The sequence below is a fragment of the Chitinophaga eiseniae genome, from assembly GCF_012641265.1.
GTDB lineage: Bacteria > Bacteroidota > Bacteroidia > Chitinophagales > Chitinophagaceae > Chitinophaga > Chitinophaga eiseniae_A.
Genome location: NZ_JABAHZ010000003.1, coordinates 452407 through 476403, shown reverse-complemented (window position 1 = coordinate 476403; position 23997 = coordinate 452407). Strand labels below are relative to the sequence as shown.

Genomic DNA, 23997 nt, shown 5'->3' with positions numbered 1-23997 from the left:
TGTTAAAAATCAATTTTTTATATGTTTAAAAAGAAGGATAGCCGCACCTTATGATTTTAGCAAGGTGACTGAAATGAATATTTAAAGCCACTTTACTACGTAGTAATGGTCCTATACGGTTTCCCGTAAGATTCGACATTTTTCATCTTTTAATTTTGATTCGCAATTAATAACAACGCTTTTCCTTTCGTCATTTATTAACCATTAGTTATGGGTTGGTCATACCGTAAATCTTTTAGTGCCGGACCATTCAGAATGAACTTTTCTAAAAAAGGTATTAGTTATTCAGTGGGAGTGAAAGGTGCACGCATCAATATGGGGCTGGGTGGAACATACGTCAACTTAAGTACGCATGGTATCAGCTATCGGCAGAAAATATCCGGCCCCGCTTCGCACTTACCGCGTCCTACCTATCAGGTACAACCAAATGATGCATCTGATAATATAACTTCCGCGGCAGTGGAAGAACTGACTGATACAGATTCGCTGGCATTTATTACTGAATTGAATCAGAAGTGTGCAAAAATTTCATATGTAAAAGCGGCTAAATTACCGCTGGTATTAATCGTCCTGGCGTTGACTTTTTTTTCTTTTGGCAAGCGGGATAGAATAGTTCAACCGGCGGTAGACAGCACTATTGTGAGAATATTGGCATTTAAGGGTGCTAATATTCGAAAGGAGCCTAATCTGAAAGCCCAGGTTTTACGAACGGCCGATTATGATCAAAAATTTTCATTGCAGGACAGCTCCAATCAGCAATGGTTGAAAGTAAGACTGTCGGATTCTTCTGGCTACGTAAGCCGTGAGTTGTCGGAAATTAGCCACCTGTCTTCTGAAGAAGTGAGAGCGGAAGAAACATACCTGGTAAACAAGTACCTGGGATATGAAATGGTATTGTATATGCTTTGCTTAGTTCCATTTATCCGTTGGTTGAAAAAAATGGATAAGAAAAGACTCAGCATCGAATTACATTATGACATGGATGATAAATACCAACAGGTGTACCAGCAATTCCAGGCTCATTTTGTTACGTTTTCCCAGTCTTCAAGAATCTGGCAATACCTGAATGCTCAAGGTACAACGGACTATAAGCGAAATGGAGGAGCAGGTAAGCTGATAAGAAGGGTAAGGATACCAGGTCTATCCGGGAACAAAATGCCGGTTCCTTATTTTATTGCCAATGTGGCGATTCCATGTATCTCGCTCCATAAAATGGAATTATATTTCTTACCTGAACGTCTACTGATAAAACGTGGAAGTACTTTTGCAGCCGTATTCTATAAAAACTTACGCGTAACTGGCCTTGCAACGCAGTTCATTGAATCAGAAACGCTACCCTGGGATGCGAGGGTACTCGATTATACCTGGCAATATGTAAATAAAGCTGGTGGACCAGACATGCGCTTCAATAATAATCGCAGGCTTCCGATATGTGCCTATTCAGAATATACGTTTACATCAGGCACCGGTATTTTTGAGATGATTGCTACCTCGAAACTTTCTGCCATGGATGATTTTATGGGTTTTATCGGCAAGATAGGTACGTTACAATCCAGGATGGAAGATTGTTATCAATAAAGGGCAGGGCACAGTGGCCAGCCTTTAAAAATTTAATCGGCTACCTAACTGAATCTGGGCGCGGCTCGATCCTATCTACAGGTTCAAGCCGCGTCTGGCGTAAAGTGAAAAGCTATACGCTTTTAAAGTATGAATTTTATTTACGGACTGCGTGGAACAATGTTTGATCCTGTTTGAGTTGATTAATTTAATTCCCATTTTTTTAAGTACTTCATCATTTTACCACGTGTATATTTTATACACGATAGTGTTGTTGTGTAAAGAGAGTCGCTTATTGCTGTACGATACCTACGTCGGTTATAATCCTTTTATATCAGCGACTTGAAAGAATAGGCGGTATAGGAAAGCTGCCCAATTTTCCATTTAAATTATTCTGAAATGAGGAATACCCGGATAAAGGAAGAACAATTGTTATTTGATGAAATAAAAGATTTAATTGAAAGTAGCAGGCAGAAGGCGCTGATGAGAGTAAATACGGAACTGGTATTATTATATTGGAGTGTGGGTGCCAAATTAAATAAGCATGTTTTGGGGCATCAAAGGGCTGACTATGGGAAACAAGTTGTAAAGAAATTATCCAACCGATTGATAGAGATCTTTGGCAAGGGATGGGATGAAAAGACTTTACGGCATTGTCTCCGCAGTGCAGAGATTTTCTCCGAAGCACAAATTGTCTCCGCGGTGCAGAGACAATTAAGTTGGACACATATAAAAACAATTGTCTATTTAAAAGATGAGCTGCAACGTGAATTTTACCTGACAATGGCGTCCAATGAACGATGGAGTAGCCGTCAATTGCAGGAGCGAATAAACTCTATGCTTTATGAGCGGACTGCAATTAGTAAGAAGCCGGAACTAGTCATTCAAAATGATCTTAAACTTTTACGGAACGGCAAAGAAATGACAACGGATCTTACATTCAAAGATCCATACATTTTGGATTTTTTAGGTTTACATGATACCTATAATGAAAGAGATCTGGAACAAAGCATTATATATCAATTACAGTTATTTATTTTAGAACTAGGTAATGATTTTGCATTTTTAGCCAGGCAAAAACGAATTGCTATCGATGATAACGACTATTACATTGATCTTTTATTTTATCATCGTAAGTTAAGGCGTCTGGTCGCTATAGATCTGAAACTAGGTAAATTTGAGCATAGCCATAAAAGCCAGATGGAATTATATCTTCGCTGGCTCGCTAAATACGAGCAGCAACCATATGAGTTATCTCCGATCGGATTGATACTTTGTGCTGATAAGAATGATGAATTGGTCGAACTATTAGAACTTGACGCAGCAGGTATACATGTTGCCCAGTATCTTCTCGAACTGCCTCCAAAGGAAGTATTGCAACAAAAGTTACATTTGGCGATACACTTGGCAAAGCAACGGTTTGAAGCGCAGCATAATGAAGTGAGGTCGTAGCGACTACTGATGAAACACTGTAAAGAAAAAGAGCACATATACCCGCCCAAATACCAGTATTAACAGGAGTCTGGAATAAAAATTGCAGCTTTAAACTGTCGGACCTTTTATTGTATTTTTTTCCACAGTTTAAAAATATAGATAATGAAAAAGGTGACCACACTTATTCCCGCCATTATGCTGCTATTTATTTCTTGCAGTAAAACAGAAATTGATAACCAAGCCAAATTAACAACTGATTCAAAGCTTGCCACTGCTAATTCAACGGAAATGGTTGCTCAAGGCAACACGACATCGGGGAGTAAAAGTACTATACAAGCGTACTACGATTCCTCCATTTTCAATATCCATTTTGTAGAGTTTTCAGCCCAGGCTGAAGCAAGCCAGATTGCACACAACAAGAGCATTAATTTCATTTATCAATCCGACCCGGGATTGCCTAACAACCAGCCTTTTGTTAGCGTGATAGATGCTATACCTGGAGATGGTTTCAATCCTATTTGGAGAGAGGTGCAGATCGTATTTAATGCGGGATTCACCCCACGCCAATTGTTCAGTGATAATGAGGTATTGGCTGCGGCTTCGGGAACTCATCCGGAAATTACGCTGAACATGACAAACGAAGTTTACTGGTGTCCTGTTGTAGGTCAAAAGCCAGCTACGGGTACAAAGTAGCCTTGTTTGAGGTCCATTTTCCCCAAATTTGGTTGCAAGATGAAATAGCGCAACCAAATAGAGGTTAATTATGCCTGGTTTTTCGGTGGGTAGGGAAAAGCCATGCCGGATACGCTGTATCCTGTCCCGGAGCCTTTATGGATCAAGTTGAAGACTTGATCTGACGTCATCGCCATAAAAGCAAAAAAGCCCCCTTTTTTTATGTGACTTTTATTGGCGAACCATATACGACTCGCCCCCGTTTCTACTTAGCAGAGACGGGGGCGAGTTGCGTAAGCTATAAAGTAAAAAACATACTCTTTAGTATGTAATTTTATTTACAGACAGTATATGGCAATGTTCGATCCTGTTTGAGATTTTTTAGTTTAACATCCGCCTTTTTAAAGTACTACGTCGTTTTGCCACGTGTATATTTTATACATGATAACGTTATCATGTATAATAAAGAATACGCTATGGTTACAATAAATTTTGAAGAAACTTTTGATCCGGTAAGCATTGAAAATGATTTTTCTCAAATGATTTTTAATTCACCTCAGGTTGATGGAACAATCAGACAGATTTTAGTGAAAATCGATCCGCATCCGGATCTGTACTTGCCAAATGTGTTTAATCTTGGTTTTGGCCCACCCGATGAAACCGGTAACTTTCATGATGATATACGCTTAAAGCATACCGAAAATGGTAAGGTCTTTTCTACCGTTTTATTTCACGGGTTAACCTTTTTGCAGGTAAACCCTGACTTAACTCTGGGTATTGATGGTTCTGATGATGTTAGAGCTACGATGTACCATCTTATGTTTAAATCAAATCGTGAATATTTGAGTGATTTTTTTGTGGGTATAGGCGTAGACTGGTACGTTCGTGTATATAGAGATTGGAGCTATGAGGTGGATAACACCGGGAATATTCTATCTAAACCTAAACCGGAATTATTTAATTACGAGCGAACCAGGCATGATCTTTATCGATACTACATGTTTCAATTGAAGTAAGACAGGGATATTGACCAAACTATTTAACTATATTTGTGGTATGAATCAAAATATTCAACAGAAGATAGATCAGTATAAAAAAGCTGCCCAGACGAGTCTGGGTAGCAATCCCAAGCCTGTACGGTCTAAATCAGTTCGTGTTGATAGTTTAGCGCAGGTAATTCGTTCTCAAAAGGATGCTGAAAACTTCATGGCTGAACTTAACAGTATTGTTAAACGGGCCCGATAAATAATAATATTTTCAATTTTGATCTAAAAAGGGATGACTTATGTCATCCCTTTTTAGATCCTGAAACGGCTACCGTCCCCCCTCATCTCCACAAAGCAAAAAAGCCACACCTTTTAAGATGTGACTTTTATTTGCGGACCGGACGGGACTCGAACCCGCGACCTCCGCCGTGACAGGGCGGCATTCTAACCAACTGAACTACCGATCCGTTACTGAAATCAAAGGATAAAATATCCCTATCTTTCTGTCTCCCAACTCGTTGTATTCCTCCGTTTTGGGATTGCAAAGATAGTAACAAAGTTCCCAATTAAGCAAATCTTTTTTAAAAAATATTTTCAGCATTATCTTTACACCCGATCTTTAACCAATTTAATCAAATTATGCAATTCCTGGATTTCGAGAAACCTATCGCTGACTTATATGAGCAGTTGGATAAGCTGAAAGAGAATGGTGCAAAATCTGGCGTAGATGTATCGGCTACCGTAAATGAATATGAACAAAAAATTGCGGCTACCCGTGAACATATCTATGACCACCTCACCGCCTGGCAGCGCGTACAGCTGAGCCGTCACCCAGATAGGCCCTATACTCTGGCGTATATCGAAAAAATGTGCACCAACTTTACGGAACTGCATGGCGACCGGAATGTAAAAGATGATAAGGCAATGGTAGGCGGTTTCGCCGACCTCGATGGCGAAACAGTGATGTTTATCGGCCAACAGAAAGGTATCAACACCAAAATGCGCCAGCTCAGAAACTTCGGGATGGCCAACCCGGAAGGATATCGCAAGGCCCTCCGCCTGATGAAACTGGCTGAAAGATTCAACAAGCCCATCGTAACGTTGATCGATACGCCCGGCGCTTATCCCGGCCTGGAAGCCGAAGAAAGAGGTCAGGCGGAAGCCATCGCCCGCAATCTCTTCGAAATGGTAAAACTCCGCGTGCCCGTTATCTGCATTATTATCGGCGAAGGCGCCTCCGGTGGCGCTTTGGGCATCGGTATCGGCGACAGGGTATTTATGCTGGAAAATAGCTGGTACACCGTTATTTCTCCGGAAAACTGCTCCACAATCCTCTGGCGTAGCTGGAACTTTAAAGAAAAAGCCGCCGAAGAACTCAAACTTACTTCCGATTACATGAGCCAGTTCGGCCTGGTAGACGGTATTGTACGGGAGCCCCTCGGTGGCGCCCACGTAAATCCCGATGAAATGGCCAATATCCTGAAAAAAAGAATTAAGGAAACATTGGCAGAACTAAAGCAAATCGATCCCGATACCCGCATAGAACAACGTATCGACAAGTTCTCCCGCATGGGTTTTTACGAAGAGAAATAAAAAATATTTAGAGATCACAATAAAAATTTCGAATTTCGGCCTTCGGAATTCGAAATTTTTATTTTCCCGTAAACGCAATATGGAACAACTAAAAGGCACCGGGGTGGCATTGGTAACACCCTTTAAAGCAGATGAAAGCATAGATTGGAATGCTTTGGAAAAATTGATCAACTACGTGATCGATGGCGGCGTTAACTACGTTGTAACCCTTGGTACAACTGGTGAAACACCTACGCTTTCTGCAGATGAAAAGCTGGATTTGATAAAATTCACTTTCGAAAAGGTGTCGAAGCGGGTGCCTGTAGTGGTTGGTATTGGCGATTACAATACCCGGGATGTGGTAAAAAGACTGGAGAAATGCCCGCTGGATGAAGCTGCAGCCGTTCTCAGCGTAGCGCCATACTACAGCAAACCTACCCAGGAAGGGATATACCAGCACTATAAAACAATTGCAGCGGCCTCTCCTAAGCCCATTATCCTGTATAATGTGCCCGGTCGTACCGGCCGCAATATGACCGCCGAAACCACCCTGCGCCTCGCGCATGACGTGGAAAACATCGTGGCCATGAAGGAAGCCTCCGGCGATATGATGCAGTGTATGCAGATTATCCGCGATAAACCGAAAGACTTCCTCGTGATCAGCGGCGATGATGCCCTGGCCCTCGCACAGCTGGCCTGTGGTATGGACGGTGTTATTTCCGTGGCTGCCAACTACTTTGCCACCGATTTTTCCAGTATGGTACATGCCGCACTGGTAAATGATTTCCCGGCAGCCCGCTCCCTCAACAACAAAATGCTGGAAGGATTTGACCTGATGTTCTCCGAAAATAATCCGGCCGGCATCAAAGCATTCCTGCACCACGATGGCATTGTCGGAAATAATTTCCGTCTCCCCGTATTACCCGTTTCTGATCCGCTGTACGCCAAAATTGCTGCGTACCTGGAGCAATACAAGTAAGCAGGAAGCAAAAAGTATAAAGCGTAAAGCCAAAAGCTATTGTAGGGCATCCCCACAATAGCTTTTGGCTTTACGCTTTATACTTTCCGTGCTATATAAGGTACGTTACTCCTTCCTCTGCAATCTCCGTAGTCTCAAAAACAGACCTGGATTCGTCCAGGAAAGGCTGTAATTCTGTGTATTTGGAAGAGAAATGCCCGATCAGCAGCTTCCCGGCCCCGGCTGCCGCCGCAAGGCTGGCCGCCTGTATAGAGGTGCTGTGGTAACGTTCTGCTGCCCTTTCCTGCAAATCATGCAGGTAAGTGGTTTCATGGTAAATCATCTCAGCGCCCTGTAACCAGGGTAATAACCCGGTATCGTAAATGGTGTCGGCACAGTATACATATCGTTTGCCGGCCGGCGGGGGGAGTGTTACCCAATCGTTTTTAACGATACTCCCGTCTTTTCGCTGATAATCAGCGCCATCCTGGAGCTTTGAGTAATACGCTGCCGGGATCTCATATGCCCTGGCCTGGTCGGGCAACAGTTTCCGCTTGCGCTTCCGCCATTCAAAGGAAAAGCCAAAGCAGGAAATCCGGTGCTGGGTAGGGAAACAACGTACCTGTAACTCCCGGTCCTCGAGAATAAGGCCACTATAGCCCGGCTGCAGCGGTACAAAAGACAACTCAAACTTCAGTACCGTAGCGGAACAATCCAGCTGTAGCTGGATAATCTGCTCCAATTCTGGCGGCGCATATACACTGAGAGGCTCCGTACGACCCATCAGGCTCAGGGTATTCAGCAAACCAATTAGCCCGAAATAATGATCGCCGTGCAGGTGACTGATGAATATATACCTCAGCTTACTGCGCCGGATGCCGTACTTGGCCATCTGTATCTGGGTGCCTTCTCCGCAGTCGACCAGCAGCAACTGGTCGTTGCAGGTAACTATCTGAGCGGTGGGATGCCGCGTCAGGGTGGGGATCGCGGAATTGTTACCTAATATTGTGACTGCAAACATTTAAATAGCTTTATCTTTCTGTGGTTAGCCGGCGCCTGGCCAAAATTTGCCCTCATAGCGCCCTGGCCCTGCTTTATTCCATACCGTCCAGTAATTCCCGCTCCAGCTCCTCCATCATGATAAGGTCAATCGCTTCCGCCATCGTAGGAGCAAGATTAAACATATCATCACCCGCCGCCTTCAGGCTGGCTGTTAAAATGTTGTTAACTCCGGTAATGGCGCAGGAAAAATGATTGTCATACATACACCGGTAGACTGTTAAAATGGCTTCTATACCTTTATCGTCCGTTTTTTCCACCAATGCCAGATCCAGTATGAGATTACGTCCTACCAACTCCGGCATGGAAGTCGCCGTGTGAATGAAGTCTTCTGCCAAATTAGCATCCAGGGCGGATATTTCCGGACAAAAAACGACTATTTTTTCTTTGGTATCAATTTTGAATTTCATGCGTTGGACGTTGTTTTATACTTGGTAATTGAATGTTGAACAGAGGGAATCCGCCTATAAAATATAACCGCAAGAGATCGAAACATAAACCTCCGTTTCTTCGTAGATATTTTTAAACGAACGTACCCGCATCAACGCAAAAATAATTCTTATACTATTAAAGTGTAAGTTGTTTAAGTTGAAAAAAGGAATAACTTCATTACAACACATAACGTGATAATCTTAAATCAGAATTATTCGTTATTATTGTATAGACAAGCCCCCGTAAGGGTTTTTATAATTTAATAATCTCACAATGGACCAGAATTTTTCACCGCAAGTTAAGGAGATCATTTCGTTCAGCAGAGAGGAAGCTTTACGACTGGGAAATGACTTCATAGGTACTGAACACCTGCTGTTAGGTATTATTCGAGAAGGCGAGGGCACGGCCGTAAAGATTCTGCAGGCTTTGAACGTAGATCTGTACGAGTTACGCAAAGAAGTAGAGCTGGCTGTAAAAGATAAGACCGGAAAGAATATTGCTAACATTAATAGCCTCCCGCTTACCAGACAGGCAGAAAAAGTGATACGTGTTACTGTATTGGAAGCCAAAGCGCTCAAAAGTGCAACGGTAGAAACAGAACACCTCATGCTTTCTATACTCAAGAATAAGGAAAACGTTTGTACACAAATCTTACAACAATTTGACGTGGACTACGATACTTTTAAAAACGAACTGGGCTTTGTAAAATCTGCGGACCCTAAGTCAGAATTTGACGATCCGGGCGAAGAAGAGTTTGAGGACGAAAGAAAGAGTTACGCATCCAAAGCCAAACAGACAAATACCAAATCCAAAACGCCCGTACTGGATAACTTTGGTAGAGATATTACCAAGCTGGCCGAAAGCGGCAGCTTAGATCCGATTGTTGGCCGCGAGCAGGAAATTGAAAGGGTTTCCCAGATACTTTCCCGCCGCAAAAAGAACAATCCGATTCTTATTGGTGAACCCGGTGTGGGTAAAACCGCCATCGTGGAAGGTCTTGCGCTCCGTATTGTGCAGCGCAAAGTTTCTCGCGTATTGTTCGACAAACGCGTGGTAAGCCTCGACCTCGCCGCCCTGGTGGCCGGTACTAAATACCGCGGCCAGTTTGAAGAAAGAATGAAGGCCATCATGAATGAACTCGAGAAAAACAGGGACGTTATCCTCTTCATCGATGAAATCCATACCATCGTTGGTGCAGGTGGCGCTTCCGGCTCACTCGATGCCTCCAATATCTTTAAACCAGCCCTGGCCAGGGGAGAACTCCAATGCATTGGCGCTTCTACCCTCGACGAGTACCGCATGTACATCGAAAAAGATGGCGCACTCGACCGTCGTTTCCAGAAAGTAATGGTGGAACCACCTTCCGTGGAAGAAACCATTATGATCCTTAACAATATCAAGCCGCGTTATGAAGAATACCATAACGTTAGCTATACAGACGCAGCCATTGATGCCTGTGTAAAACTGAGCGACCGCTACATGACCGACCGTCTCCTGCCCGACAAGGCAATCGACGTACTCGATGAAGTAGGCGCCCGTGTACACCTGAAAAACATCAACGTGCCGCAAAATATCCTCGACCTGGAAAAACAGATCGAAGATATTAAGCAGGAAAAAAATAAGGTGGTGAAAAGCCAACGCTTCGAAGAAGCCGCTGCGCTCCGCGATACCGAAAAGAAACTGGGCGAAGACCTGGAACGCGCGAAAGCCATGTGGGAAGAAGAAGTGAAGCACAAACGCTATCCTATCGATGAAGAAGCCATCGCAGAAGTAGTCAGCATGATGACTGGTATCCCCGTTAAAAGGATGGTACAGGCAGAAACTGAAAAGCTACGCCGCATGGGCGAAGACCTGAAAGGAGCCGTAGTGGGACAAGACGATGCCATCAGCAAAGTCACCAAAGCTATACAGCGTAACCGCGTAGGGCTGAAAGATCCTAAAAAACCAATCGGTACCTTCATATTCCTCGGACCTACCGGGGTGGGTAAAACAGAGCTCGCCAAATCATTGGCCCGCTACATGTTCGACTCCGATGAAGCCCTCATCCGCATCGATATGAGCGAATACATGGAGAAATTCTCTGTAAGCCGTCTCATTGGTGCGCCTCCAGGATATGTAGGCTACGAAGAAGGTGGTCAGCTGACCGAAAAGGTACGCCGTAAACCTTACTCCGTCATCCTCCTCGATGAAATCGAAAAGGCACACCCGGATATTTATAACCTCCTGTTGCAGGTACTGGATGATGGTATCCTCACCGACGGCCTCGGTCGTAAGGTAGACTTCAAAAATACCCTCATCATCATGACCTCCAATATCGGAGCCCGTCAACTGAAAGATTTCGGTGCAGGGGTAGGGTTCACTACCAGCGCAAGATCCGGTGGCGAAGAAGAAAATACCAAATCAGTGATCGAAAAAGCACTGAAACGTACCTTCTCCCCCGAGTTCCTGAACAGAATTGACGATGTAATCATCTTCAACTCCCTGGCAAAAGAACATATCTATAATATCATCGATATCACGATGAAGAGCGTGTTGAAACGCCTGAATAACCTCGGTTTCAGCCTCGAACTGACAGACGAAGCCAAAGGCTTCCTGGCTGATAAAGGCTACGACCAGCAATTCGGCGCCAGACCATTGCACAGGGCCATCCAGAAATACCTGGAAGATCCACTGGCAGAGGAAATCCTCAACATGAATATTCATGATGGAGATATATTAGTAGCCGACCTGGATAAAGAAAACCAGAAGCTGATCTTTACGCTGCAAAACAACTCTTCCAAGAGTAAATCTGAAAAATCAGAAGCGTAAACCACGCTAAATAAATCAATAAACAACGCCCATCAAGGTATAAAACCTTTGATGGGCGTTTTGTTTTATAACATCTTCATGTTAATACCCTTACATATTAATAGTTTTTACCAGCATTTTCCCTCCCTAACAACCTCTTCCATGCCTACTTCTCCTCATTTAAATCGATGTCATCACACTCATTGGGTAGCTTTTGAGCATCCCAAGGCAAATATTCCAAACTAAAATGGTATGATCATGTCATTTTTTAAAAACATTTAATATGTCACATTTGCAGTATGTATTCTATATAACCTATATAAGTAGGTGCTTATGAAAGATAAATAAATTATGCTTTTTTAAGTATTATTTAGAACAAACAGACCGAACCGAATGGGTTTTCCTATAACCTCCGAATAACACCTTTAGATCCTTGTAATTAACCCTTCGGCATTATATGCGCCGAAGAAATTGAATATTAATTATTTATCCTTATATCTATGCAAAAATCTTTACGCATCGCAGCTCGCGTTATGCTAATAGGTGGTGTAAGTCTTATCGCTACCCAGGTACATGCACAGTTGAAAGTAGGTAAAAATCCTACCTCTATTCAGAAATCAGCAATCCTTGAACTGGAATCAGACAAACAGGGTTTACTGTTACCACGTGTGGCCGACACCACGCTGATGACAGCTCTCAATCCACCCGACGGTATGATCATCTATTGGACAGCAACCGGGGTAGAAGGATTCTACGTAAGACACAATTACAAGTGGGAAAGGATGGCCACCAAAGCCTCCTCCTGGGATCTGCTGGGTAACTTCATTACAGATGCTACTACCCAGTTCGTCGGAAGCACCAACAACGTACCCTTCGTCCTGAGAGGTAACAATAAAGAAGGGCTCCGTATCGACGATGGTAACGTAATTGTGAAAAATGACCTCACCCTCAGCGGTATCACCGCCGGTGCCAACACCCTGATGGATGCGGTGATCGTGGATCCAACCGGTAAAATATACAAACGTACCCTCACCAATGCTGCCTTCTCCAACTTCATGATCAACGGCAAAGCAGAGCTGGATCAGAAGATCAACACCGACAACGCAGCCGGCGATTATAAATTTACTACCACTACTTCCGGTACCACTACTACCCATCAACTGAGTATCGCCACCCAAACCGGTGGAACAACCGGGCCGGGAGTAGGTTTGCTGACCCTGGCTGATTGGAATACGTTTAATAATGCGGCCAACAAAGCACTGCAGGTAGCCAACTTTATCGATGCTGCAGCTCCTAATGGCTTGACTGTCGGTGTTGATGCTACTCCCGCCAAGAATCCTACCATCGCATTAAATGCCGCCACAGAATTCACTCCAGGTGGTGTAAACATTGCCGCCCAAACTTTTGGTGGAGCTAAAACCTTTGCCGGAAAAATTACCGGTAAAAACGGGCTCGATGTAACAGCAGGTGGCGCCAACATCACCGGCGTAACAAATATCACCGGTGCTACTAACATTACCGGTCTTACCACCATCACCGGTAATACCGAAGCAGGCGGAAACCTCCATGTAACCGGTACTTCCACACTCGACAATAAATTAACCATCACCACTGGTGGCGCAGATGTAACTGGTAACACCGGCATCACCGGCGACTTACATGTAACCGGTAAATCAGCGCTCGATAATACCGTTACACTCGGTAGCACTGCCGCGGGAACTACTTCCGACCATAAAGTATTATTGCTCAATGCCAGCAAGGAAATCATCACCAGAGACCTGCCGGAATCAGCATTCACCGACGTGACCTTTGCGTCAGATCACACCGGTACGGATCTGAAAGTAGTAAAAGACGCTACCAATAAAGTAACAGTGAGCATCCCACAGGCCGATCCATCTGTTGTAGGCGGTTTGGTAAGTAATGTATCCCAGTCTTTCGCGGGCGATAAGAGATATGCCGACAACGTATCTGTTCAGAAATATGTAAAAATCGGTGATACTACCTCCATCGCCAATTCTACCTTACAGGTAGCGGGTTCCGTATCTATGGCTATTAAGGAAATTGCATCCGGTCCATATACCGTTGATGCCACCGATTATACCGTAGTCGTAAAAAGTGGTAGCGCAGTTACTGTTAACCTGCCCACCGCCGCAGGCGCAAAAGGCCGCATCTATACCATCAAGAAAGCCGCATTTGATGCTACTAACAATCTTACCAACGCGGTAACCGTGAAAGCCCAGGCCGGACAGTTTATTGAAGATGGCAACTCTATCGACATCTACAACGACTGGACCTTTATCACCGTGCAATCAAACGGTACCGATACCTGGTATATTATTAAGAAATAAGGTTGGACCGTATTTGAAACGGCTACGTATAACCGTAGCCGTTTCCTCCCTCTTTCGTGCTTATTTAAATGGATGATGTATGAAGCTGCAAGGGCTTGTAAAAGTATGTGCTGTAATGTTGTTTTGCCTGGTCAATCAGCGTTTGCTGGCACAGCAATTAAAACTGGGAACTAATCCTTCCCTGCTTGATAAAAATGCGTTGCTGGAACTGAAAAGTGATAAACAAGGATTCTTACTCCCCCGCATTGTAAAAGCGCAAATCCTCTCCGGCGGTGCTTTATATAGTGCTTCCGCAGGCATGCTGGTATATATAACAGACGATAATGCACTATATCTGAAGAAAACAACCGGTTGGGAAAAAATAGACTTTTCCATCCTGACAGCCGGTACCGGTATCAGTATTACCGGAAATACTATTGGGAACACCGGGGGTACGGTCACTTCCATTGGATTGTCGATGCCCAATACCGCTGGTATTTTTACAGTAACCAATTCACCGGTTACTACCTCCGGCACTTTAACTGCCACGCTAAATACCCAAGCCCCTAACTCTTTTCTGGCCGGACCAGCAAGTGGTACAGCTAACGCGGCGCCCACTTTCCGGCCGTTAGTAGCAGCAGATCTGCCTACTGGCTCCACCGCCTATATTCAAAATACGACTGCCACTCAAACTGCTTCCAATTTTAATATATCAGGAAACGGCGTCATCGGCGGTACATTAACGGTAAAAGGATTGACACCTGGTTCAGTACCTTATGTGGGAACAGGCGATGTGATCTCCGAAAATAATACACAGTTGTTCTGGGACGGTACAAAATCATTGTTGGGAGTAGGTACTAACACTCCCGTGAATAAAGTGGAAATTGCGGGGCCTCCGTCCACAACAGCACCTTTCTCTACCAGTACTTCCGGCCTGCGTTTAACAAACCTGGCAACAGCCACACCGACATCAGCAACTTCTAAAGTACTTTCAATCAATAGCTTCGGCGACGTTATTTTAACAGATAACCCTGCAACCACCAATTGGTTAACGGGAGGTAACGCCGCTACCAGCACACAGTTCCTGGGAACAACGAACGCTGTCGATATGGTAGTGAAATATAATAGCAAAGAGCTTTTCAGGGGATCAAGAGGTCAAACCGCTGCAGAAAGCGGTGGATCAGATTTTTCTGCCTATACTCTGACCCTCATGAATGGTGCTACAAAGTTTAATGGCCACCCATTGATTATACGCGCAAATGGTAATGATGTGTTGGCATTTGAAGATGCAACAGGCACGCCCAAATGGCACTGGAATATATTGGGTGGCGGATTAAATTTCGTGGAAACAAATGTAAAGGATTACCGCTTGTTTTTGCAGAACGGAGGAAACGTAGGGGTCGGGACAAATACGCCGGCAGCCTTGTTGGATGTAGCAGGTACGGCTAAGATAGGAACTGGCGGAACTGTATTAAATGGTGTATATAGAGCGGTAAATGTTAATGCTGTAACTACGAGCATCCCCAACAGTGCTACCGTAACCACTGCCGTAACATTCACAGTCACAGGCATAGACGGAACATTGGGGGGGAATGTTATAATAAATCCAAGATTTGACTTTCCATTTAATCTTCGGCTAATTTCCTCAAGAGTGAGTGCCGATGATACTGTGACGGCTATTTTCGTTAATACAACCGGCAGCACATACTCTTTAACCGGAACAGGTAAACGCTTCGATGTTACTGTTATCCAATAAAAAATGTTGTTGAAGAAGTTATTTATCATATCGGCTCTTTTATTGTTGGCGGGAAACAGCTCCGCCCAACAAGGCGTATACATCCCTACCGGTGCCACTGTGTGGCTCTCCGGTAATACCAATGTGGGTATCTTCTCCGATATGACCAACAACGGCAGGCTCGGCTCTAATCCTAACAGCATCTTTTATTTCCTCAGCAAATTATGGACTAACGGCAACGGAGCTACGTTGCCTGATGAAAGCGCCGATGGTAACTCAGGCACCGGCGGTACTTTTATCTTCTCTAATACTACACAGCAAAAGATTTTCGGCGGCTATAGCTTTATCACCAAAGTGGGGCCCAGCTTTCCTAACCTGCAACTGAACAATATATCCGGCTTGTTGCTGGATGACCTGAGTGACCTGAAAATCAGGAATAATCTCCATTTCGCCAGTGGGCATATTTATCTCAATGGATGGAATTTACAGGTCGGCGATAAATCACCCGGTACTATTACCGGTTACAGCGACAAACAATATGTAGTTACTGGCAGCGGTATTGCCGGTGGCTTACTCTATCGTGCAGCCATCAACAATGCCGCGGGTAAAGTGGTATTCCCGATAGGCACCGACGAAAACAGCTATGCTCCCGCAGCAGTGTTGATCACCGGCGCCAAAGATATGATAGGCGCGCGGGTATATGATAGCGTATTTACAGTAGCAGCGGGCGGTGCAGCTTATAAAGACAGCTTTGTAAACAAAACCTGGAATATACGCCGGGAGGATAATAGTGGGGGAGAAGTGGATGTTATCCTGCAGCATATGGATGCGAGCGAATTACCTGCATACGCCTCTTCCCGCGACAGTAGCTTTATTACCCGCTTTGTTGCAGGCGTATGGGATCAGTTGCCGGTCATTTCCAATAAACCTTTGGCTGGTACGTTAACCACCAGTCCTATGCTGGCCCCCGCCACCATGCACCTGCGGCATTTTGACGCGTTGGGCTCCAGCGAGTTTTTTGCGAAGACAGCCCTGATAGGTAGTGTGAAACCAGTTACCTTCCTCAACTTTGAAGCCTTTAGGATTGCGCCGGTAATGGTGCAGCTGGACTGGACCACCCTCCGGGAAGTGCGCAATATGGCCTTTGAGGTGGAACGCCGTTATGAAAGAGAGGAAGCTTTCCAAAAAATCGGTGTGGTGCTTACGAAGGCGGTCAATGGCAATAGCAGTGTACCGCTCAGCTATACCTGGCAGGATCCTAACGACTACGACGATTGGACTTACTATCGTATAAAAGCAATAGGCCTAAATGGTAAAGTAGTGTATTCTGAAGTACGCGCGGTACCACCGTTCGTGCAGATCAATGTATTCCCGAACCCGAACAATGGTACATTTAAGGTGCAGCTTCGCGGCATTCGGGGAGCTATGCTGCTGCAGATGCGCGATGTATGGAGCCAGGTAATGCGTCAGTATGAAGTGAAGTCTGATATGGATATCGATATCAGAGATCTGCCTTCCGGCGTCTACTTCCTGGTCATTTACAATAAAGACACCATGAAGTTGGCCTACACCTGTAAAGTAATTGTAACCCGGTAACCATTCAATTTGGGTATCTCATGCTGGCAGCTATGTCAAAATGGGGTGCCCAAATGTTATTGGTTTGCTATTCTCAGAGATTTCCCTCAATTTTGTAGCGTTCTTCCCTATTAACAGGTTCTTATTTAAATAGATAGTTTTGAAAAAAATAATCATCACGATAGATGGCTACTCATCATGTGGCAAAAGTACATTAGCTAAGCAATTGGCTAAGAAGCTGGGCTATACCTACATTGATAGCGGCGCTATGTATCGTGCAGTGACCCTTTATTTTATTCAAAACCGTATCGACTGGCTTTCCCACGAAGCGGTGGCGACAGCCCTTAAAGATATCCACCTGGACTTTGTGATCAATTCCCTTACCGGTTTAGGCGAAATGTACCTGAACAATGAAAATGTAGAACACCTGATCCGGGAAATGGTGGTGGCTGAAAAAGTGAGCGAAGTAGCAGCTGTAAAGGAAGTACGCGATTTTGCGGTAGCCCAGCAAAAGAAAATGGGTGTCCGCAAAGGCATTGTGATGGATGGCCGCGATATTGGTACAGTAGTATTCCCGCATGGCGAACTCAAAATTTTCATGACAGCTGATATCGAAATCCGTGTTCAGCGCAGGTTTAAAGAGTTATACGAGAAAAATAAACATATTACCCTGGACGAAGTAAAACACAACCTTGAACTCCGGGACTATATCGATGCCAACCGCGAAATTAGCCCGCTTCGTAAGGCAGAGGATGCTATTATCCTGGATAACAGCCACTTAAACCTCGAAGATCAACTCGATTTAGTGATGCAGTGGGTAGAAGATGCTATCATGGCGCACTCCTGACAAAATATTATTTTCTTTTATTAAAACTCTTTTATACATTTGCTGTACGGCGCAACATCGCCAACATCCCAATAATTTTTTTCCACATCCTCCCGAATTTCCAATAGTTTTTATTTGCATACCCGGCAAGTGTCTTTTTAAGATGCTATGCGCATAACCAACCTTATCCTCCCTGAGAAATGCTGCTTAGGTAATTTTTGAATGGAGTCAGTCGTGCTATTGACGCGTGTTGTTGTGAACTGAATAAGACAAATTGAAATAGTGCGTAAGACGCGTTAGTATATATCGTACCCGGGAAAGTCTTATCCTAGCTATATCCACAAGGAGCCTTTGCTATTAACCGACTAGCTGATAGCGTATATTATAAAAATCCGGTTTGTGGCAGCGTAGGTGCTGCATACAAACATTAAAGTTAATGTGGGATGGCATGGCTTGCCATGACCGTTCCATATTTTCAGTAGGTGTATTCGGTTAATAGGAAGAAGGGGCGAATTCTTTCGCCCTTTCGCTTTTTTATTCAGCCTGGATAGTCATCCGAACTTACTAACGGCAGGTAGCAGGTGATCACTCCCGTATGTCCTGAAATCGCCGCCGGTTATTCATAATTCTTTTTTAAATTGTGTAGTCACACAGACCAGCCAATGTCTATTAAAGGTGTATGTTTTTTATGCTGGCTCCTGCTGGGAGCCTGTTTGGGAGCGAGAGCCCAGGACTCTCTGCGTACATACCGGTTGCTGGATTCTGTTCGCCAGCTCCACGCAGACACGGCAAAAGTGTCGCTGCTGATTAAAAAGGGCGGGGAAAATGCCCGTTACTTCGATAATCATAAACTGGACAACCCCTTCTGGCAGGAGGCGCTTACCCTATCCCAGCAACTCAGGTTTTTCCAGGGAATATCCCGTGCCTATAACGAAATCGGTACCAGCAAAAGAAATAAGTCTCTCTATATTGTTGCAGAAGACTACCACGAGAAAGCCCTGAAAGCCGCGGAAGAAGCGAAAGACACCTCGTTGATCGTTTTCTCTCTTAACAATGCCGGGGTGGATTGCCGCCGGCTCGACAAACTCCAGAAAGGATTCGATTACCATATGAGAGCCCTGGTATTGGCCGAGCAGATCAATGATATCAGGAATATTTGCGTGGCTACCAACAGCATCGGCAATATCCAGCTCACCATGGAGAAATATGAGGATGCCATTCAACACTTTAACCACGCACTGGGACTGGAAGAAAAAAGCCACAACGACCTGGGAGTGGCCATCAACCTGGGAAACCTGGGCTATGCCTACCAGGGACAGGGGAAGCTGGACCTGGCCATCCAATATTATAAACGCTCCCTGAATATGAACCTGAAAATGGACCGGCCTATTGGGATCGCCATTTGCTACAACGCGCTGGGAGCGGCCTATAAAGAGAAAAAAGATTATGCCGCCGCCATGTATTACCTGGAAAAAGCGCTGGAAGTAAATGACCAGGTAGAGGATAAAGTGCATGTGGCAGAGAGTTATCTCAGTATAGGCAAACTATTGGGCGCACAGGCAAAACATGAAGATGCCCGGAAATATATCCAGCAATCCATCGATGTAAGTACTTTCTGGGGATTCAAATCAATGCTGATGGATGCCTACAAGGCCCTCGCAGAAGATTATAAGGAAAGCGGGGATTTTAAAAAATCATTGGAGGCGGTAGATAAATCCCTGTTGTATAAAGACAGTATCCTCGATGAAAAGTCGGCCATGGCCCTGACCCAGATGCAAACCATCTATGAGGTAGACCGGAAGGATAACCAGATCCGTGCCCTGGAACATGATAAAGTGCTGGGAGCACTCCGTACTAAACGGAATGTGGTGATTTCTTTCTTCCTGGCGGCTTTTCTCCTGATGGCCATCGTTGGCGGCTTTTTCTATATCCGTCACCGTAACCTGAAGGCAAATAAACAAACTTTACAGCTGGAACTGCGCTCGCTGCGTTCCCAGATGAACCCTCACTTTATCTTTAACTCCCTCAGCTCCATCCACCGGTATATATGGAGTAATAACCAGGAAGAAGCATCTGACTACCTCACCAAGTTTTCCCGGCTCATGCGCCTGATCCTGGATAATACGCAACATACCTTTGTAACCCTCAATAAGGAACTGGAGTCGTTAAGACTTTACCTCGACCTGGAGTCCCTGCGTTGTAATGGTATTTTTGAATATAGATTTCAGATAGATACAGAGATAAATGACGACGAAGTACTGATCCCGCCAATGATTTTACAACCCTATGTGGAAAATGCTATCTGGCACGGCCTTGTACATAAATTGCCGGACGAGAAGGGATTACTGGATATCAGTATTATCTTGCAAAAGCGTAGCCTGGTATGTACCATCACCGACAACGGTATTGGACGAAAGAAAGCAATGGAAATAAAAGACCGGAAAGGGCGTATGCACAATTCGGTGGGCATGAAAGTAACAGAAGGAAGGATAGACCTGATACGAAAAATCAATAATAAAGAGGCAACAGTAACTGTAACCGACCTGGAAGATGAGTCAGGAAAGGCAACCGGCACCCGGGTAACCATCGTTTTGCCTGCAGAATTTATATTTTAGGATACCGACAACTAACACTAACCATAACTGTAAAACGCTAAATAGCTAAAAGCTACTTATATGAGCGAACTAAAAGCTATCATCGTAGATGATGAGCAACATTGTATAGATGCACTGCAAACAATGCTACAAAAAAAATGTCCCGGTGTGAATGTGGTAGGCTGGGCCAAAAGTGTAGCAGAAGCCAAAGGGCTGATAGATGAGCTGCAGCCGGATCTTGTATTCCTTGATGTGGAAATGCCCTATCAGAACGGGTTCGAACTCCTGAAACTATTTGAAAAAGTTCATTTTGATGTCATATTCACTACCGCATATGAGCAGTATGCGTTGAAAGCTATTAAGTTCAATGCATTGGATTATCTGCTGAAACCCTTTAGTGTTAAAGAACTACAGGATGCCCTGGAAAAATGTAAGGAGAAGAAAAACAATCGCGGGATGAAGGAAACGGGCGGGGTATCACCCATGGATGTGTTTTTACAGAACATGAAAACATTGCAACAAACCCATAAGAAAATAGCTTTACCTACTATCAATGGTCTGGTGTTTATGCCGGTACAGAACATTGTGCGGTGTGAATCTACCGGCAACTATACCCGCATTTTCTTTACCGACAAGAAAAACCTGATGGTTTCCCGTCCCCTGAAAGAATTTGAGGAATTATTGTCTGACGTGGATTTCTTCCGGGTGCATAATTCTCATCTCATCAATATGCAGCAAATGCAGTCCTATATCCAGGGAGAAGGCGGGTTTGCACTGATGAGCGATGGTACCCAGGTAGAAGTATCCCGCCGGCGTAAAGCTGACTTTTTAAAGAAGGCCATGCAATTTTAAGTGGTGATTTACAAGGGATTTAGCGAGCAGGCCTCCGATTTTATTCGTTTTTATGCCAGTTACAGGAAATTAACTACCATATAATAAATGGCTATTGCGGGCATATGACAGATAAGCTACTTTTGAATTACGATTTCAATATTAACACCATATAAAGATTTTATACTCTGCATTACTAGCGTGATTAGCCCCAAAGAAAAAAGACACCGTTCTGGTGTCTTTTTTGTTTTATGTATTGATATATAGTCAGTTAGATATATTTATGATTGGCTGGCTGTTGCCAGTTCATCTGCCTTATGCTCCAGTTGGAAGAAAGATAACAACCGGCGAATCACCCCTTCTACGAGCGCGTCCGGACAGGAAGCGCCACTGGTCAGCAGGATAGTTACCTGGTCTTTTTTGGGAAGAAACTGATCACTGTGGATTGTTTGTTTATGGTGAAAATCCCAGTGCTGAATTGCATCTGCCGATAATATATGTTCGGGAGAAGAGATGAAATAGGTAGGCAATTTTTCTTCGCATAATTCCACGAGGTGGGAAGTATTGGAACTATTATAACCACCCACTACGATGGCCAGATCGGCAGTTTCCTGCAACATACCGGTAACGGCGGTCTGGTTATCATTGGTAGCATAACAGAGGGTATCCCGGGTATCTGCAAATCTTTCGCCTACGTTAGCATCTGTCAGCTGAAAGGTACTGATCATAACCTGTTTGATGTGGTCTGCAATGGCTTGGGTTTCTGTGGCCAGCATGGTGGTCTGGTTCACAACGCCCACCCGCTGCAGGTCTTTCGTAACATCAAATCCGGCAGAATACTGGCCCTCAAACAGGGTGTAAAATTCTTCAGGATTTCTTTTCCCGCTGATGAAGCCGGCCAGTAGGGCGGCTTCCTTAATGTCTTTCACGACTACAGTCGGAGTACCAGCCTGGCTATGGGAAAAAGTAGCCCGGGTTTCTTCATGTTTGGGCTTACCATGTACAATTACCGTGTAGTTTTTCTGACCGATCTGTTCTGCTTTATTCCATACTCTTTCGACAAAAGGGCAGGTGGTGTTGTATTTCAGTGGTTCTATACCCAGGGAGGCGAGTTGTTTCTCCGTTTCCAGGGTAGTACCGAAAGCGGGAATGATAACGATATCATCTGCCTGCAAGCTTTCCCAGGGTACCAGCTGTTTGCCGGCAGTATCCATGATGAATTGTACACCCCGGTCCAGCAGGTCGCTGTTGACATGTGGATTATGAATCATTTCACTCAACAGGAAGATGCGTTTGCCGGGGTTTTCGTCTACTGTTTTGAAGGCGATTTCAATGGCATTTTCTACACCGTAGCAAAAGCCGAAATGGCGGGCCAGCAGAATCCTGATGGGGCCAAAATTCAGCTCAGTAGGAGTAAAGTCCTTTTTCATGCGGTCCTGCTGTTTGCGCTGGTTTTTAATGGCGCTGATCAGCGGACTGCGATATATCACCGGAACGTTAAATGTTTTCATGTGTTAAATGACGGAAAATTGAGCGACAAAGTTAATCAGTTTTCTTTGCTCACTTTGTCTAACCAGGCTTTTTCTTCGGCACTCAGGCTGTTATAACCTTTTTCATTTATTTTATCCAGCAGCTGATCCAGCCGGGACTGGCTGCTATCATCTGTTTTCCGGACTACTTTCAGTGGCGATTTTTTGGGCTTAAACTTCCTGGCCGCCTGCCTTTGTTCCTGGCGGGTGTTGGCGTCAAATACCCAGATTAAAGGTTTACAGAGGTCGGTACCGGCCTGCAGGATGCGGATATAGAAAAAACCCAGCAGGGCGCCGCCCATATGGGAGATAAGACCGCCAATGTTGCCATTGGGAATGGAAATCAATCCCAGTAATACCAATGCCAGGGCCAGCCACTTTAACCGTACGCTTCCCAGGAACATCAGGCCTATTTCATAGTTGGGCATCAGGGTAGCGGCAGCCACCAATATGCACATAATAGCAGCAGAGGCGCCTATCATGGTATAGCCCATATAACCGGGAAACAGGCTGGCGCTCAGCAGGTACAACAAACCTCCGGCAATTCCGCCCAGCAGGTATAAGGGGAGCACCCGTTTGTTGCCCAGGAAATCGCGGAATAAGTTGCCAAACCAATAGAGGTTAATCATGTTAAACAGCACATGAAATATCTGTTCATGGGTAAACATGTAGGTGATAAGCCCCCATGGCTTTAATATGAAAGCGCTCACCGGAGCGTGAATGGCCAGCTGATCATACGTCCAGATAAAAGGACCGGGTTGTTTGGTCAGAAAAGCAATGAGGTGTATAATATTGATGCCCAGGAAAACGATAATATTCCAGAAAAGCAAATGGTTCACTGTGTTACCTTGCCTGAGCCAATAGCGAATATCCGATTGAAAAGAGGTCCCGTTCATATACACAAATTAAAATAAAATCCGGGATTTCGGTATACAAATTAACATTTTGGATGATAGAAAAATAAGCCGCATGACCGCGGGTTGACAGCAGCTTTCTCCCTATATTTATCAACAATTAATTGGCGGTCTGGTTGCTTTTTTTAGAAAAAATTACCAGGAAAACGCAGGGTAAAATATTGTTGTAGTATATTTTTTAATAATACAATTAAAAAATATCTGAAAAC

At 44.5% G+C, this 23997-nt stretch carries 18 protein-coding genes and 1 tRNA gene; 14 read left to right on the top strand and 5 right to left on the bottom strand.

The genetic code is table 11. The features are described from left to right. Window positions 1–210 precede the first annotated feature (210 nt). The 5 genes from HGH91_RS15805 to HGH91_RS15785 all read left to right on the top strand — a co-directional run bounded on the left by HGH91_RS15805 (window position 211) and on the right by HGH91_RS15785 (window position 4908). Entirely contained in the window at window positions 211–1578 is a 1368-nt protein-coding gene (locus HGH91_RS15805) for a DUF4236 domain-containing protein (protein WP_168739698.1), read from the top strand. A gap of 378 nt (window positions 1579–1956) precedes the next feature. Then, window positions 1957–3009 carry a YhcG family protein gene (locus HGH91_RS15800; protein ID WP_168739696.1) on the top strand — a complete coding sequence of 351 codons (1053 nt, stop codon included), beginning with the start codon at window positions 1957–1959 and terminating at the stop codon, window positions 3007–3009. Between the two features lie 144 nt (window positions 3010–3153). Next, entirely contained in the window at window positions 3154–3684 is a 531-nt protein-coding gene (locus HGH91_RS15795) for a hypothetical protein (RefSeq protein WP_168739694.1), read from the top strand. A 434-nt stretch (window positions 3685–4118) separates the two neighbouring features. Next, window positions 4119–4679, top strand: a complete 561-nt coding sequence (locus tag HGH91_RS15790; RefSeq protein ID WP_211092316.1) for a DUF6934 family protein — start codon at window positions 4119–4121, stop codon at window positions 4677–4679. 40 nt (window positions 4680–4719) lie between these two features. Beyond that, window positions 4720–4908 carry a hypothetical protein gene (locus HGH91_RS15785; protein WP_168739690.1) on the top strand — a complete coding sequence of 63 codons (189 nt, stop codon included), beginning with the start codon at window positions 4720–4722 and terminating at the stop codon, window positions 4906–4908. A 134-nt stretch (window positions 4909–5042) separates the two neighbouring features. Here the strand turns inward: HGH91_RS15785 and HGH91_RS15780 are convergent. Continuing rightward, window positions 5043–5116: transfer RNA gene (locus tag HGH91_RS15780), tRNA-Asp, on the bottom strand. A gap of 172 nt (window positions 5117–5288) precedes the next feature. Between HGH91_RS15780 and HGH91_RS15775 the strand changes: the two genes are divergently transcribed. Beyond that, complete coding sequence (locus tag HGH91_RS15775; RefSeq protein ID WP_211092315.1) at window positions 5289–6242, top strand: acetyl-CoA carboxylase carboxyltransferase subunit alpha; 954 nt, start codon at window positions 5289–5291, stop codon at window positions 6240–6242. A 79-nt stretch (window positions 6243–6321) separates the two neighbouring features. Further along, complete coding sequence (gene dapA / locus HGH91_RS15770; protein ID WP_168739688.1) at window positions 6322–7200, top strand: 4-hydroxy-tetrahydrodipicolinate synthase; 879 nt, start codon at window positions 6322–6324, stop codon at window positions 7198–7200. A 91-nt stretch (window positions 7201–7291) separates the two neighbouring features. On the opposite strand, the gene HGH91_RS15765 is transcribed toward dapA, so the two are convergent. After that, a complete protein-coding gene (locus tag HGH91_RS15765) occupies window positions 7292–8200 on the bottom strand; it encodes a ribonuclease Z (RefSeq protein ID WP_168739686.1) in 909 nt (302 codons plus the stop codon). Between the two features lie 73 nt (window positions 8201–8273). Continuing rightward, window positions 8274–8648: a hypothetical protein gene (locus tag HGH91_RS15760; RefSeq protein WP_168739684.1), complete on the bottom strand. Its 375-nt coding sequence runs from the start codon at window positions 8646–8648 to the stop codon at window positions 8274–8276. Between the two features lie 295 nt (window positions 8649–8943). Between HGH91_RS15760 and HGH91_RS15755 the strand changes: the two genes are divergently transcribed. The 7 genes from HGH91_RS15755 to HGH91_RS15725 all read left to right on the top strand — a co-directional run bounded on the left by HGH91_RS15755 (window position 8944) and on the right by HGH91_RS15725 (window position 21366). Continuing rightward, complete coding sequence (locus HGH91_RS15755; protein ID WP_168739682.1) at window positions 8944–11478, top strand: ATP-dependent Clp protease ATP-binding subunit; 2535 nt, start codon at window positions 8944–8946, stop codon at window positions 11476–11478. 479 nt (window positions 11479–11957) lie between these two features. After that, complete coding sequence (locus HGH91_RS15750; protein ID WP_168739680.1) at window positions 11958–13805, top strand: hypothetical protein; 1848 nt, start codon at window positions 11958–11960, stop codon at window positions 13803–13805. A 79-nt stretch (window positions 13806–13884) separates the two neighbouring features. Next, window positions 13885–15540 (top strand): hypothetical protein, encoded by a 1656-nt coding sequence (locus HGH91_RS15745; RefSeq protein WP_168739679.1) that lies wholly within the window; start codon window positions 13885–13887, stop codon window positions 15538–15540. A gap of 9 nt (window positions 15541–15549) precedes the next feature. Further along, window positions 15550–17115, top strand: a complete 1566-nt coding sequence (locus HGH91_RS15740) for a T9SS type A sorting domain-containing protein (protein ID WP_168739677.1) — start codon at window positions 15550–15552, stop codon at window positions 17113–17115. A gap of 139 nt (window positions 17116–17254) precedes the next feature. Beyond that, window positions 17255–17941, top strand: coding sequence for a (d)CMP kinase (cmk, locus tag HGH91_RS15735; RefSeq protein WP_168739675.1), 687 nt, complete (start codon window positions 17255–17257; stop codon window positions 17939–17941). 641 nt (window positions 17942–18582) lie between these two features. Continuing rightward, the gene (locus HGH91_RS15730) at window positions 18583–20535 is read left to right on the top strand and encodes a tetratricopeptide repeat protein (RefSeq protein WP_168739673.1); all 1953 of its coding nucleotides are present in this window, start codon (window positions 18583–18585) and stop codon (window positions 20533–20535) included. A 60-nt stretch (window positions 20536–20595) separates the two neighbouring features. After that, on the top strand, window positions 20596–21366 hold the full coding sequence (locus HGH91_RS15725) for a LytR/AlgR family response regulator transcription factor (protein ID WP_168739671.1): 771 nt from the start codon (window positions 20596–20598) through the stop codon (window positions 21364–21366). 260 nt (window positions 21367–21626) lie between these two features. On the opposite strand, the gene HGH91_RS15720 is transcribed toward HGH91_RS15725, so the two are convergent. Further along, window positions 21627–22856 (bottom strand): 4-hydroxy-3-methylbut-2-enyl diphosphate reductase, encoded by a 1230-nt coding sequence (locus tag HGH91_RS15720; RefSeq protein WP_168739669.1) that lies wholly within the window; start codon window positions 22854–22856, stop codon window positions 21627–21629. A gap of 35 nt (window positions 22857–22891) precedes the next feature. Beyond that, window positions 22892–23770, bottom strand: a complete 879-nt coding sequence (locus HGH91_RS15715; RefSeq protein WP_168739668.1) for a rhomboid family intramembrane serine protease — start codon at window positions 23768–23770, stop codon at window positions 22892–22894. Window positions 23771–23997 lie beyond the last annotated feature (227 nt).